The sequence below is a fragment of the Kribbella sancticallisti genome, assembly GCF_039530625.1.
GTDB lineage: Bacteria > Actinomycetota > Actinomycetes > Propionibacteriales > Kribbellaceae > Kribbella > Kribbella sancticallisti.
In genome coordinates, this window is sequence record NZ_BAAAOS010000032.1 from 134,386 (window position 1) to 146,728 (window position 12,343).

The following is a 12,343-nucleotide window of genomic DNA, read 5'->3' on the forward strand; positions in this document are numbered from 1 at the left end:
ACTCCAGCCATGACAGTTCCTCCTAGGTCTTGGGGCGGATCGACCCATGTCCTTTCAGTTGTACTCTCGCTCCGTGATATATGCACCACCCTGAGTCAACTTCGGGAAGTTTCTAACCCCTGGATCCGGTGGAAAGTTCGCGACGGGCAGGGGAAAACCGTCGCTTCGCGGCTGACCTGCAGGGCATGCTGTGCAACACGAAGCCCGTCCGTCGTCGATCGGATACCGCCCGTGCCCGACCTTCGTAAGTCCCCCGTTGCCCTGCGGCTGGCCGCAGTACTGACCACAGCCGCCGTCGTCGGAGTCGCCCTCGCAGCCCCGGCCCCCACCACCGCCGCCGCCGATCCCGCACCGGCCGCCGCCAAGCCGGACCCGGCCAACCCCTGGCAGTTCGACCACTGGCCGAAGCAGCAGCCGTGGCAGGAGTCCCCGCTCGCCGCCACCCGTCTTGCCCAGCCAGGTTTCGGTGCCCCTCTCGATCCGCAGAACTGGGAGAACCCGGACCACATGACGTGGGCCGACTACAAGAAGCCGCCCGGCACGAACTGGGCCGACCCCAGCAAGAAGGGCTCGGTCCGGACGTTCAAGGGCGCGCTCGTGCTGGTCGACTACCCGAACCAGCCGTTCGTCGTCACCCAGCCGAAGGGCTCCTCGCCGTTCGGCAACCCCAGCGCCGAAGCCAGCGGAGTACCGCGGGCGCAGGTCGACGAGTTCTACCGCGACTTCCTCAACACGCCCAACACCCTGAACCGCGGTCACACGCTGCACGAGTACTGGATGGAGGACTCCGGCGGCCGGTACGGCGTCGAACTCACCTCGTTCGGCGCCTACCAACTGCCGGGCAAGTCGCACGAGTACGCGATGGAGTTCCAGGGCGCCCCCGCCTGCCCGGCCGGCGACACCTGCGACAAGGACCTCCGCACCGACGCCCGGGCCGCCTGGGTCGCCGACGTGGGCGAGGCGGTCCCGGCCGGGTTCGACTTCATCTACTACCTCAGCGCCGGCCAGGACGAGTCGTCCACCTGGCAGGAGTTCGGGATGATGAAGTTCCCGACCAAGGAGGACGTCACCGACGACTTCGGCCCGCCGGACCCGCTGCTGCCGAACTGGTCGAACACCCGGTACGTCGAGTGGACCTCCTGGGCCGCCGGCTCGACCCTGTGGCCGAACGCGGGTGGCGGCTCCACCACCCAGGCCGAGAGCTCCGGCATGGCCGTCTTCGCGCACGAACTGAGCCACGTGCTCGGGATCGGCGACAACTACAACAACCCGTACGGCGTACCGCCGCGCCGGGCGTACAGCGGGATCTGGGAGATGCTCAGCCGCGGCACGTTCAACGGCCCGGGCGGCCCGCACAGCCGGTGGATGATCCCGGCCACGGGTGGCGCGTCGATGGGCGCGCAACACATGCTCCGCAACAAGATCAAGCTCGAGATGGTCGACGAGCAGAACGTACTGCGGCTGAACCGCGAGGCCCTGGCCCAGTCCGGTGTGGTGGTCGCCGACGTCACCGCGCGGGCGATCCAGCCGGGCGCGAAGGGGCTGTCGGGCATCAACATCGCCTTCGGCACCGGCGACCTGTCCACCGGCGCCTGCAACGCCACCACCGACCCGCTCTGCGACGGCGGCAACTACAACAACTACACGGCCGAGGTGGTCGACCGGGTCGGCACCGACTCGTTCACCCCTGACTCCGGCGTCCTGCTGGCCAAGACCAAGAACCAGGACCGGGCACCGTTCGAGTGGGTCATCGACGCGAACCCGCAGGACATCAACATGACCGACTACGTGCTGCCCGACGGCACCGAGGTCCCGATCACCATCGGGGACTACCGGCAACTGTCGGACGCCCTGTTCCACGCCGGGACCAACTCCGGCAGCGAGTACGAGTACGTCGACCAGGCGAACCGGTTGCACTTCTACGTCACGAACCTGCGGCGCAACGCCAAGGGCGAACTGTCCTACACCGTGGCGGTCCGCTCCCTCGACGGCGCCGGCCCACAGAAGCGCGGCGTACGGGTCCTGCCGACGGTCGGCCTGCCCGGTCGTGACGGGGTCAGCACCTGCGCCTTCCCGTTGACCAACACCGGCAAGTCCGCTCCCGCGCAGGGCGAGCACCCCGAGGACGTCACGCAGTACCTGAACGGCGACGTCTACCGGCTGACCACCACGATCTCCGGCAAGGGCTGGTCCGTCGCACTCCCGAACGCCCTCGCCACCGCCGAGGCCGGCTCCACCATCAAGGTCCCGGTCCAGGCCAAGCACACCACCCAGTCGTCACCCATCGCCAAGATCACCCTCACCGCCGTGTCCGAAAGCGATCCCACCAAGAAGTCCACCACGACCTGCGTAGCAGTCGCGAAGTAGTCCTCGATGGCGGCAGCCGCGAAACCGGCTGCCGCCTTCGGGGTTCTCCGGACTCAGGACCTCAGACCTCAGGACCTCAGGACCTCAGGCTTCGGCGAGGGTTGCCGTGGCCGTGTGGCCGGCGGTCGTCGTCCGCTGGAGGAAGTCGACGAGGAGTTGCAGGTCGGCTTCCGAATAGTCGGCCAGGAGTTCGTCCATCTTCGTGTTCATGCCGGAGTAGAGGTGGAAGACCTCGGCGTTACGGTCGCGGAGGGCTCGGACCGTGACGGCGCGGCGGTCGGCGGCTTCGGGGTCGCGTTCGCGGGTGATCCAGCCACCGCGTTGCAGCCGGTCGAGGACGCCGGTCATGGTGGCCGGATGCAGGCCCGCCCGCCTGGCCAGGGCGCTCGGACTCATCGGGCCGTGCCGGGTGATCAACTCCAGGCAGTCCAGATCGACGTCCTTCAGGTCCAGTTGCGCGCCGACCTGGTGGTTGAGCAACGACAACTGATTGCTCAGTTCCCGCAGTGAGTCCTTGATCTCGCCCGCGAGCCGCCGCCTGCGCCGCGCCCCGTCGTGGGAAGGACTCATCGATCCGCTCCTCAGGTTGTACGAGTTCCGTACAACACCCTACTCAGTAGGCGATTCCGAGGGCATGACCGACGGTGGCCGACCGGTCGAGCACGGCCAGCATCAGATGGGCGGTGTCCTCCCGCGACACCGACAGCCCGCGCGGGAGGTTGGCGTCCGCGGCCGTTCGATAGACCCCCGTCACCGGCTTGCTCACCAACTTCGGCGGCCGCACCACGGTCCAGTCGAGGCCCGACCGCGACAGTTCGTCCTCCATCAAGGCCAGGTCCGCGTACGTCTCCTTCAGCAGCCAGCCGAAGAACGGGTACACGAACCGCCGGTTGAGCAGGATGTCCCCCGGCGGCACGGGCCCCACCGGCGCGGCGCTGACGCCGACGAATCGGCGTACCCCGGCCTCCTTCATCGCGGCCACGATCGCCCGCGTCGAGGTGGAGGTGACGGGCCCGTCCTTTCGCCCTCGCGGCCCCACGCCGGACAGCACCGCCTCGACTCCATCGACGGCCGGCAGCAACTCCGCCGGATCTGACAGTCCGGTCACCCGCACCACTTCCAGCGCCGGATGCACCACCTCGAACCGCGACGACTCGCGCACCACCGCCGTCACCTTGTGCCCCACCTCCAGCGCCTGCCCAACCGCGGCCGCCCCGATCCTTCCGGTCGCACCGAACACCGTGATCCGCATCTGACTCCCGCCTCTTCCCACATCGATCGATTTAATATCGAAACCGTATCATATGAATCTCATACAACTTCAGGCCAAGGATCAGCCCCGAACCACTCCCTCAGCGTGAAGTCAGCCCCGCGCGACCAGGGCGAGTTCGGCGACGGACCACGCTTCCGCGACGCCGGACGCCTCGCTCAGGTAGGCGGCGACCTGTTCGCCGTCCCACCCGTGCGCCTCCCGCAGCCCCGCCGCGATCCAGCGAACGTAGGCCGCTGTCGGTGCCGCGAGGTCGAGGTCCGCGACCTCGCCGTGCGTCACGGTGAACATCGGGATGCCGTCCTCGGAGCCGAGGCGGGCGATCGTCTCGTACCGGCCGGGTCCCATCGCGTGGATCAGGTCGACGTCGGGCAGCAGGCCGGCCAGGTCGCGGGCGAACTCGCCGCCGGGCTCGCGTCGCATCTCCTGGGCGGCGATGTCGCCCAGTTGCTCGGCCGTCACCAGATACGCCCGGCACGCGACCCGCCCGGCCGCCTTCGTGTCGTAGAAGGCCATCCCGCCGCCCCACACCCTCGACTCTCCGGCGAACACCAGCCCACCCGGTACTTCGAGACTCGCGACCCGCTCGGGTTCGCGCGGATCGCGGCATCCCGGATAGTCCCGCATCCCGCCGGCCGGTCGACCGCCCGACAGGTAACAACGGAACCGGTCAAGCGCGAGGTTGGAGCCGTAGGCGACGTACCAGACTTGCTGCATCGGACCTCTCAGGCCGGGATGAACAGCGCGGTCACCGGGTCGTACCGGCCGTCGACCGCATACACCGCCCCCCGCCCAGTCCAAGTCTCCGCCTCATCCCAGGCGCTAGCAATTGCTCAGGGCCGACTTCAACGAGGTTTGCAATATCGCACTTAACAGCTCGAAATCTCCCGCTGGCAGACACCAACGTTCATCTTCATTCTGCTGAACGTTTCAGCTAGCCTGCCCGGGACGCAGTGCTGGTGCTGAACACTTCCCCCGTCCCGCCCACGAGGAGATCCAGTCATGCCAGAGCTCAACCGTCGCCGCTTTCTGCAGCTAGCCGGCGGCACCGCGGCCTTCGCGGCCATGTCCAGCAGTATCGAGCAGGCCGCCGCCATCCCGGCGAACCGGCGGCTCGGCAGCATCGAGGATGTCGAGCACATCGTCGTGCTGATGCAGGAGAACCGTTCCTTCGACCACTACTTCGGCGCCCTCAAGGGGGTTCGCGGGTTCGGTGATCCGCGGCCGGTCACGCTGCCGAGCGGGAAGCCGGTGTTCCACCAGCCGAACGGCACGAAGGACGTGCTGCCGTTCCACCCGGACGCCGACGACCTCGGCATGCAGTTCCTGCAGGGCCTCGCGCACAGCTGGCCGGACGGCCAGGCCGCGATCAACAAGGGCAAGTACGACCGTTGGGTGCCGGCCAAGACCGCGACCACGATGGCGTACCTGACCCGCGAGGACATCCCGTTCCACTACGCGCTCGCGGACAAGTTCACCGTCTGCGACGCGTACCACTGCTCGTTCATCGGCGCGACCGACCCGAACCGCTACTACATGTGGACGGGCTACACGGGCAACGACGGTACGGGCGGTGGTCCGGTGCTCGGCAACGACGAACTCGGCTACGGCTGGACCACGTACCCCGAGCGGCTCGAGCAGGCTGGGGTGTCCTGGAAGATCTACCAGGACATCGGCGACGGTCTCGACGCCAACGGCAGCTGGGGTTGGATCGAGGACGCGTACCGCGGCAACTATGGCGACAACTCACTGCTGTACTTCAACCAGTACCGCAACGCCTCCCCCGGTAACCCGCTCTACGACAAGGCCCGCACCGGCACGAACGCGAAGGCCGGCGACGGTTTGTTCGACCACCTCCGCGCGGACGTCAAGAACGGCAATCTCCCGCAGATCTCCTGGATCGCGGCCCCCGAGGCGTTCACCGAGCACTCGAACTTCCCGTCGAACTACGGCGCCTGGTACATCTCGCAGGTTCTCGACGCGTTGACGTCCGACCCGGAGGTCTGGAGCAAGACCGCGCTCTTCATCACCTACGACGAGAACGACGGCTTCTTCGACCATGTGGTACCGCCGTACCCGCCGGCGTCGGCGGCGCAGGGCCTGTCCACGACCGACGTCGTCCCTGACCTCTTCGCGGGCAACTCTCGGTACGTCGCCGGTCCGTACGGCCTCGGCCCGCGAGTCCCGATGATCGTGGTGTCGCCCTGGAGCACCGGCGGGTACAACTGCTCGGAGGTGTTCGACCACACCTCGATCATCCAGTTCATGGAGCGCCGCTTCGGCGTGCACGAGCCGAACATCTCGCCGTGGCGCCGGGCGATCTGTGGCGACCTGACGTCCGCGTTCGACTTCAGCGCCGAAGGCAGGCAGCCCGGACAGCTCCCCGACACCTCGGCCTACGAGCCGCCGGACCACGACCGGCACCCGGACTACCGGCCGACACCGCCTGCTGTCGGCAGCATGCCGGGCCAGGAGCGCGGCTCCCGGCGTACGAGGCCGTTGCCCTACGCACCGTACGTCGACGGGGCCGTGGCCGGCGGCAAGTACCAGCTCACGTTTGCCTCAGGCAACGAAGCGGGCGCGCAGTTCCTGGTCACCGCCGCCAACCGCACCGACGGCCCGTGGACCTACACGACCGAGGCCGGCAAGACCATCGCCGACACCTGGAACACGGTGTACTCCGGCGGTACCACCGACCTGACCGTGCACGGCCCGAACGGCTTCCTCCGCACCTTCAAGAGCAAGCCGGACACCGGACTCGAGGTCACCGCCCGCCACAACAGCAGCACCGGCGATCTGGACTTCACCCTGACGAACTCCAGCAGCAAGGACGTCGCCTTCAGCCTGACCAACTCCTACGACGGGCGCCCCCAGCGGATCAGGATCCGCCGGGGCACCAGCGCGCAGTACAAGCTGAACGTCCATCACAGCAAGCAGTGGTACGACGTGACGGTGGTCGCCGACACCGACACCGCCTTCCTCAGAAGGTTCGCCGGCCACGTCGAGACGGGCGAGGCCGGAGTCAGCGACCCCGCCATCATCACGGAAGGTTGATCCTGCTGGCCGGACTCAGATGATCGGCGTGACCTCCTGGCTGTCCGACGGTGGGAGTGACTCCTCGTCGTCGACCTTGATCCGGGTGGTCCAGCGGTTGTCCGGGTCCGGCTGAGGGATGGAGTCGAGCAGCAGTCGGGTGTAGGGGTGGGACGGGGTGTGCATCACCGACGTGACCGGGCCGCGTTCGACGATGACGCCCTTGTTGATCACCATCACCTGTCCACCGAGGTAGTAGACGGTGGACAGGTCGTGGGTGATGAACAGCGTCGTCATGCCGTGGTCGCGCTGGAAGTCCAGCAGGATGTCGAGGAACATCTTGCGGATCTGGGCGTCCAGCATCGAGACCGGCTCGTCGGCGATGACGAAAGCGGGCCGGAGCATGTGGATGCGGGCCAGCATGATCCGTTGCCGCTGGCCACCGGACAGTTGGTGCGGGTACCGGCCGAGCACCCGGCCGGGATCGAGGCTGACCGCTTGCAGGGACTCCTCGATCATGGCGAGCCCCTGCTCGCGGGTCGTGGCCAGGTCGAACTTCTTCACGGCTTTCCAGAGCACCCGATCGACCCGGTAGAACGGGTTGAAGATCGAGTACGGGTCCTGGAAGACCGGCTGCACGTTGCGCCGGTACTCGTCGTGCTCGGCGCGGGACAGCTTGAAGATGTCCTTGCCGCCGTACGTCACCGTGCCCGCGGTCGGCTTCTGCAGACCGAGCACGTTCCGGGCGATGGTGCTCTTGCCGCTGCCGCTCTGGCCGACCAGGCTCACCACCTGCGGCGGCTCGGCGTCGAGCCGGAAGCTCGCGTCCTCGACCGCGGTGAGGTAGCCGCTGGGCGTGCCGCGGGCGTGGAACCGTTGCTGGACGCCCCGCAGTTCGATCACCTTGCCGGCCGTCATGACGCTCTCCTTCCGAGCCGCGGAATCGACTCGATCAGCTGCCGTGAATAGGGATGCCGGGGATCCTTGAAGACCTGGTGGACGTCGCCCACCTCGACCAGCCGGCCCTCGTACATCACCGCCACCCGGTCCACCAGTTGCGCGTGCACGCCCATGTCGTGCGAGATCACCATCAAGGTGACGCCGAAGTCGCGGCGCAGGTCGGCGAGGCTCTGCAGGATCACCCGCTGGATGGTGACGTCCAGCGCGGTGGTCGGCTCGTCGGCGATCACCAGGTCGGGTTCGAGCGCGACACAGATCGCCATCAGCACCCGCTGCTTCATCCCCCCGGACAACTCGTGCGGGTACATCCGGGCCACCCGGCGCTCCAGCCCGACCTGCGCGAGCAACCGCTCGATCAGCTCGGAGAGCGCTTCCTTGCGTTCCGGCGCGTGCTCCAGGATGACGTCGCGGAACTGGTCCCCGACCCGCATCACCGGGTTGAGCGAGCTCTGCGATCCCTGTGGCAGATAGGAGAGCGCGCTCCAGCGCAGTACGCGGAGGTCCTCGCCCTGGACCTTGAGCAGATCGACTGGCGATCTGCCTTTGGGGTGGAAAATCGCGGACCCGCCGGTCACCTTGCCCGGCGGTTTGAGCAGCCGCAGCAGCGCGACGGCGAGAGTGCTCTTGCCACTGCCGGACTCCCCCGCGATGCCGAGGATCTCGCCCCGCCGGACGGACAGGTCGACCGACTGCACCGCGCGGACGTCGCCGCGGTTGGTCGAGTACGTGACGTCGAGGCCGGACACCTCGAGAACGGTCTCCTCACTCACCGGCCACTCCTCTCAGCCGTGGGTTGTAGACCTCTTCCAACCCGATGTTGATCATGTTGAGCGCCGCGAACAGCAGCGTCAGCAACACGATCGGGACGACGAACATCGGCCACGCGCCCAACGTCAGCGCGCCCGTGTTGATCGCGTTGAAGATGATCTGGCCGAGATCGATCACGCCGCCCGGGCCGAGACCGATCACCTCAAGGCCGACCAGGCCGAAGATCGCGCCGAGCGCCGACGATGCGAACCCGACGCCGATGAACGGCAGCAGGTTCGGCAGCAGTTCGGTGCCGATGATCTCCAGGTCCCGGGACTTGCTCACCCGGGCCAGGTCGACGTACGGGCGGGACCGCAGGCTGAGCACCTGCGAGCGGATCGTCTTGGCCGCGAACGGCCAGCTGAAGATCGAGATCATCACCCCGACCTGGAACAGGCTGACGTTCTTGGCGTACGCCGAGAGCGCGATCAGCAGCGGGAAGGTCGGGATCACCAGCAGGACCCCGGTGAAGGTGGACAGCACGCCGTCCACCCAGCCGCCCTTGTAGCCGGCCACGAACGCGACGATCACGCCGACCACGGTCGAGATCACCCCGGCGATCGCGCCGATCTGCAGCGACACCGACATCGCGCTGACCACCATCGCCAGCACGTCCCGGCCGAACTGGTCCGTGCCGAGCACGTGGTCGGGCGACGGCACCAGCCACTTCTCGTAGGCGGCCATCTCGAGCGGATCGGTGTCGCCGCCGATCGAGGACACGATCAGCGGACTGAAGATCGCCACCAGCACCATCACCGCCAGGATCACCAGCCCGGTGGCGAGCCGCTTGCTGTTGCGGACAGTACGCAGTACCGCGTTGAGAACTCTCATCGTCATCACTTCCAGTACTTGACCCGTGGGTCAAGCAGAGGCAGGAGGAGGTCCAGCAGCAGGACGGCCGTCAGCACCGAGAAGATGGCCATGTCGGTCACCCCGATGATGGTGTTGAAGTCCAGTTGCTGGATCGCGGTGACCAGCGTCGTGCCGAGGCCGGGATAGTTGAACAACTGCTCCACCAGGACGTTGCCGTTGAAGATGAAGCCGAGCGAGATGCCGAACGCGGTCACCTGCGGCAGGTAGCAGTTGCGCAGCGCGTACCGGGTCAGGATCCGCCACGGCTTGAGGCCCTTCGCCTCGGCGTACACCAGGTAGTCCTCGCCGAGCACCGGGACCATCAGCATCCGGGTGGACAGGATCCAGCCGAACGTCCCGATCAGCACGATCGACAGCGCGGGCAGCAGTCCGTACTTCAGCACGCTGCCGATGAAGTCGAGGCTCAACCCCGGACTGATCCGGGAGTCGTACGCCGATCTGGCCGGCAGCATCCCGAGCGAGTAGGCGAAGACGTAGACCAGGATCAGCGCGACGAAGAAGAACGGCACGTGCGACAGCGCGATGGACAGGTTGGTCGCGATCGCCGAGCCGATCTTGCCGCGCCGCCAGCCGGCGATCGCGCCGATGATGATGCCGAAGATCCAGGCCAGTACGGCCGAGACGCCGAGCAGACCGATGGTCCACGGCAACGACCGCAGGATCACGTCCTGGGCGGGCGTCGGGTAGCTGATCAGCGACGGCCCGAGATCACCGTGCAGGACCAGATTCTCCATGTACTTCAGGTACTGGGCGAAGATGTTGCCGTCGAGGCCGAACTCGGCCCGGTACCGGGCGATGATCTCGGTGCTCGCCTGCTGGTTGTAGACGTAGTTCTGCTGCAGGGTCTGGATCAGTGTCTGGATCGGGTCGCCCGGCATCAGCCGGAAGAAGAAGAACGCGATGGTGAGCGCTCCCCACAGCTCGACCAGGTAGAGCCCGAACCGCCGCAGCGCGTACGCCGCCAGCGGGTGCCGCGCCAGCCAGGACCGCCACGCGCTGCGCGGGGCGGTCTCGGCTGGTGTCTGGACGGCTTCCGCCGGCGGCGCCGTCGCGGTCACGCCGGCCCCTTCTGGCCCGTCGCCTTCAGCTTGCCGAGGACGAAGATGAAGTGCGGCCACCAGTTCAGCGGCACCTGGTACAGGTCGTCGTCGGTCGGCCAGCCGGTCCAGAAGGCGGTGTTGAAGAACGACGGGTACCCGGTCTGGATCACCGGGAGCAGCGGAAGCTTCTGGAAGTAGATCTCCAGCGCCTGGTCGAGCAGCGGCTTCGCCTCCGGGCTGGTCGGATCCAGCTGGGCCAGCTTGAGCGACAGTTCGTCGAGCTTGGGGTCCTTGAACCGCGCCTTGTTCTTGCCGGCCGCGTTCTTGCCGATCGGCTGCGCCTTGCTGCTCTCCCAGTCGGTGTAGAGCTGCTCGGGGTCGAAGGCGAAGCCGTGCCAGTTCGAGTCGATGTCGTACTCGCCCCGCTCGAACTTCTCGCCGTGGACGCCACCGACCAGGCTGCGCAGCGTGGCCGGCACGCCGACCTTGGCGAGCTCGGTCTTCAGCACGTTCGCGATCGCGTACTCGCCGCCGTCGACGGGCGAGGCGGTGATGATCTCGAGGTTGACCTCCTTGCCCTTGTACGTCCGCTTGCCGGCCGCGTTCTTGGGCGCGATCTCGTCCAGCAGCCCGGCGGCCTTCTCCGGGTTGAACTCGAACTTGTACTTGTTCGCCAGCTCGTCGTTCTTCCACTTGTCGTTGCCCGGGTAGTCGGCCCACGGGTAGATCGCCGGTGGCACCTCGACCGGCCAGATCGACTTGCCGATCTTCTCCCGGTCCAGGCAGTAGTTGATCGCCCAGCGCATCTTCGGCTCGGCGATCACGCCCCGGGCCGGGTCGGAGTTCAGCCACAGCATCCGCGGGTTCGGGTCGTGGAACTGGGTGGTGACCATGCTCGGGTAGCCGTTGTTGCGCAACTGCTTGGCGTGCTGCTCGTCGATCGAGCCGACGTCGAACTCGGCCCGCTCGAACGCCAGCGCCGCCGAGTCGAGCTGCTTGGAGGTGCTCTGGTAGACGACGTACTGCGGCGCCGGGTCGAGTTGGTCCTTGGCCCAGTAGTCCGGGCTCTTCTCCCAGACGAACATCTTCTGGTTGCGGATGTTCTGCTTCAGCTTGTACGGACCGGTCCGGGTCGGCGGGTTCTCCTTGAACTTGGTCGGGTCCTGCCCCTTCCAGACATGCTCGGGCAGTACTTCGAACGGCGGGCTGGCGATCGCGGCGACGAAGTTGTAGTGCAGCCGCGGGGTGGCCTTCTTCATCTTGATCACCGCGGTGTGCTCGTCCGGCACCACGACCTCGCCGACGAACTCCTTCAGCTCGCCACCACCGCCGAACAGGTCCGACCGGTCCCGCAGCAGCATCATGGTGAACTTGAAGTCGTTCGCGGTGAGCGGCTTGCCGTCGCTCCACTTGGCCTTCGGCTCGAAGTTGATCGTCAGTTCGGTGTGCGAGTCGTTGTACTTGTACCCGGTGGCCAGCCACGGCTTCAGCTCGCCGGTGGCCAGGTTCAGGTAGAACATCGCCTCGCGGCAGACCGACTCGAACCCGGCGCCGGACTGCCAGCCGTTCGGGATCATCGTGTTGAAGCTGTCGAACACGGTGTACTCGACCTGGCCGACGATCACCGTCTGGTCCCGCGGCGTCGGGATGTTGGCCTTGCCGATCTGGATCGACTTCTGGGCGGCCGGCTTGTTGTTGTTGTCGGCGGGCTTGTCGGAGTACGAGCCGCTGCCGGAGCAGGCGGCCAGGAAGCCGGCCAGCGCGGCCGCACCTCCCCCGACCACCGCCCGGCGGCTCAACTGGTGGCGGACGACGTCGGCGACGTCTTCGAACTGTGGGCGCGGCGCATCGTTCACGATGTGGTTCCCTTCGATCCGAGTCCCCGGCGGGACTCTCCTCACGCGGCGCGTCCTCGCGCGCCGCCTGGTGTGATGGAAGCCACCTCCCTTTCGCTTGCTCAGCGACAGCGACTACCGGCTGAAACGTTTCTCGG

At 67.1% G+C, this 12,343-nt stretch carries 10 protein-coding genes; 2 read left to right on the forward strand and 8 right to left on the reverse strand.

Annotated elements, in window-relative coordinates; genetic code table 11:
* Nucleotides 1–231: 231 nt before the first annotated feature.
* Complete coding sequence (locus tag ABD255_RS23170) at nt 232–2,367, forward strand: M6 family metalloprotease domain-containing protein (RefSeq protein WP_344217313.1); 2,136 nt, start codon at nt 232–234, stop codon at nt 2,365–2,367.
* 84 nt (nt 2,368–2,451) lie between these two features.
* On the opposite strand, the gene ABD255_RS23175 is transcribed toward ABD255_RS23170, so the two are convergent.
* The 3 genes from ABD255_RS23175 to ABD255_RS23185 all read right to left on the reverse strand — a co-directional run bounded on the left by ABD255_RS23175 (nt 2,452) and on the right by ABD255_RS23185 (nt 4,354).
* The gene (locus ABD255_RS23175) at nt 2,452–2,937 is read right to left on the reverse strand and encodes a MarR family winged helix-turn-helix transcriptional regulator (RefSeq protein WP_344217315.1); all 486 of its coding nucleotides are present in this window, start codon (nt 2,935–2,937) and stop codon (nt 2,452–2,454) included.
* 43 nt (nt 2,938–2,980) lie between these two features.
* Nucleotides 2,981–3,619: an NAD(P)-dependent oxidoreductase gene (locus ABD255_RS23180; protein WP_344217317.1), complete on the reverse strand. Its 639-nt coding sequence runs from the start codon at nt 3,617–3,619 to the stop codon at nt 2,981–2,983.
* A gap of 111 nt (nt 3,620–3,730) precedes the next feature.
* Nucleotides 3,731–4,354, reverse strand: coding sequence for a histone deacetylase (locus ABD255_RS23185; protein WP_344217319.1), 624 nt, complete (start codon nt 4,352–4,354; stop codon nt 3,731–3,733).
* Nucleotides 4,355–4,639: 285 nt separating this feature from the next.
* On the opposite strand from ABD255_RS23185, the gene ABD255_RS23190 reads away from it, so the two are divergent.
* Nucleotides 4,640–6,691 carry a phosphocholine-specific phospholipase C gene (locus tag ABD255_RS23190; RefSeq protein WP_344217321.1) on the forward strand — a complete coding sequence of 684 codons (2,052 nt, stop codon included), beginning with the start codon at nt 4,640–4,642 and terminating at the stop codon, nt 6,689–6,691.
* A 15-nt stretch (nt 6,692–6,706) separates the two neighbouring features.
* Here the strand turns inward: ABD255_RS23190 and ABD255_RS23195 are convergent, their stop codons facing one another.
* From ABD255_RS23195 to ABD255_RS23215, 5 genes are read right to left on the reverse strand one after another with little or no spacing between them, the layout of a single operon-like run.
* On the reverse strand, nt 6,707–7,588 hold the full coding sequence (locus ABD255_RS23195; RefSeq protein WP_344217323.1) for an ABC transporter ATP-binding protein: 882 nt from the start codon (nt 7,586–7,588) through the stop codon (nt 6,707–6,709).
* Entirely contained in the window at nt 7,585–8,400 is an 816-nt protein-coding gene (locus ABD255_RS23200; RefSeq protein WP_344217325.1) for an ABC transporter ATP-binding protein, read from the reverse strand. Before ABD255_RS23200 ends, ABD255_RS23195 begins: the two co-directional genes overlap by 4 nt.
* Nucleotides 8,393–9,268: an ABC transporter permease gene (locus tag ABD255_RS23205; protein WP_344217327.1), complete on the reverse strand. Its 876-nt coding sequence runs from the start codon at nt 9,266–9,268 to the stop codon at nt 8,393–8,395. Before ABD255_RS23205 ends, ABD255_RS23200 begins: the two co-directional genes overlap by 8 nt.
* Before the next feature lie 5 nt (nt 9,269–9,273).
* Nucleotides 9,274–10,368 (reverse strand): ABC transporter permease, encoded by a 1,095-nt coding sequence (locus ABD255_RS23210; RefSeq protein WP_344217329.1) that lies wholly within the window; start codon nt 10,366–10,368, stop codon nt 9,274–9,276.
* On the reverse strand, nt 10,365–12,206 hold the full coding sequence (locus ABD255_RS23215) for an ABC transporter substrate-binding protein (protein ID WP_344217331.1): 1,842 nt from the start codon (nt 12,204–12,206) through the stop codon (nt 10,365–10,367). Before ABD255_RS23215 ends, ABD255_RS23210 begins: the two co-directional genes overlap by 4 nt.
* Nucleotides 12,207–12,343 lie beyond the last annotated feature (137 nt).

Bases quoted from the DNA above. Each gene is read 5' to 3' on its own strand.
- ABD255_RS23195 (WP_344217323.1), bottom strand. From the start codon at position 7,588: ATGACGGCCGGCAAGGTGATCGAACTGCGGGGCGTCCAGCAACGGTTC.
- ABD255_RS23185 (WP_344217319.1), bottom strand. From the start codon at position 4,354: ATGCAGCAAGTCTGGTACGTCGCCTACGGCTCCAACCTCGCGCTTGAC.
- ABD255_RS23190 (WP_344217321.1), top strand. From the start codon at position 4,640: ATGCCAGAGCTCAACCGTCGCCGCTTTCTGCAGCTAGCCGGCGGCACC.
- ABD255_RS23175 (WP_344217315.1), bottom strand. From the start codon at position 2,937: ATGAGTCCTTCCCACGACGGGGCGCGGCGCAGGCGGCGGCTCGCGGGC.
- ABD255_RS23205 (WP_344217327.1), bottom strand. From the start codon at position 9,268: ATGAGAGTTCTCAACGCGGTACTGCGTACTGTCCGCAACAGCAAGCGG.
- ABD255_RS23180 (WP_344217317.1), bottom strand. From the start codon at position 3,619: ATGCGGATCACGGTGTTCGGTGCGACCGGAAGGATCGGGGCGGCCGCG.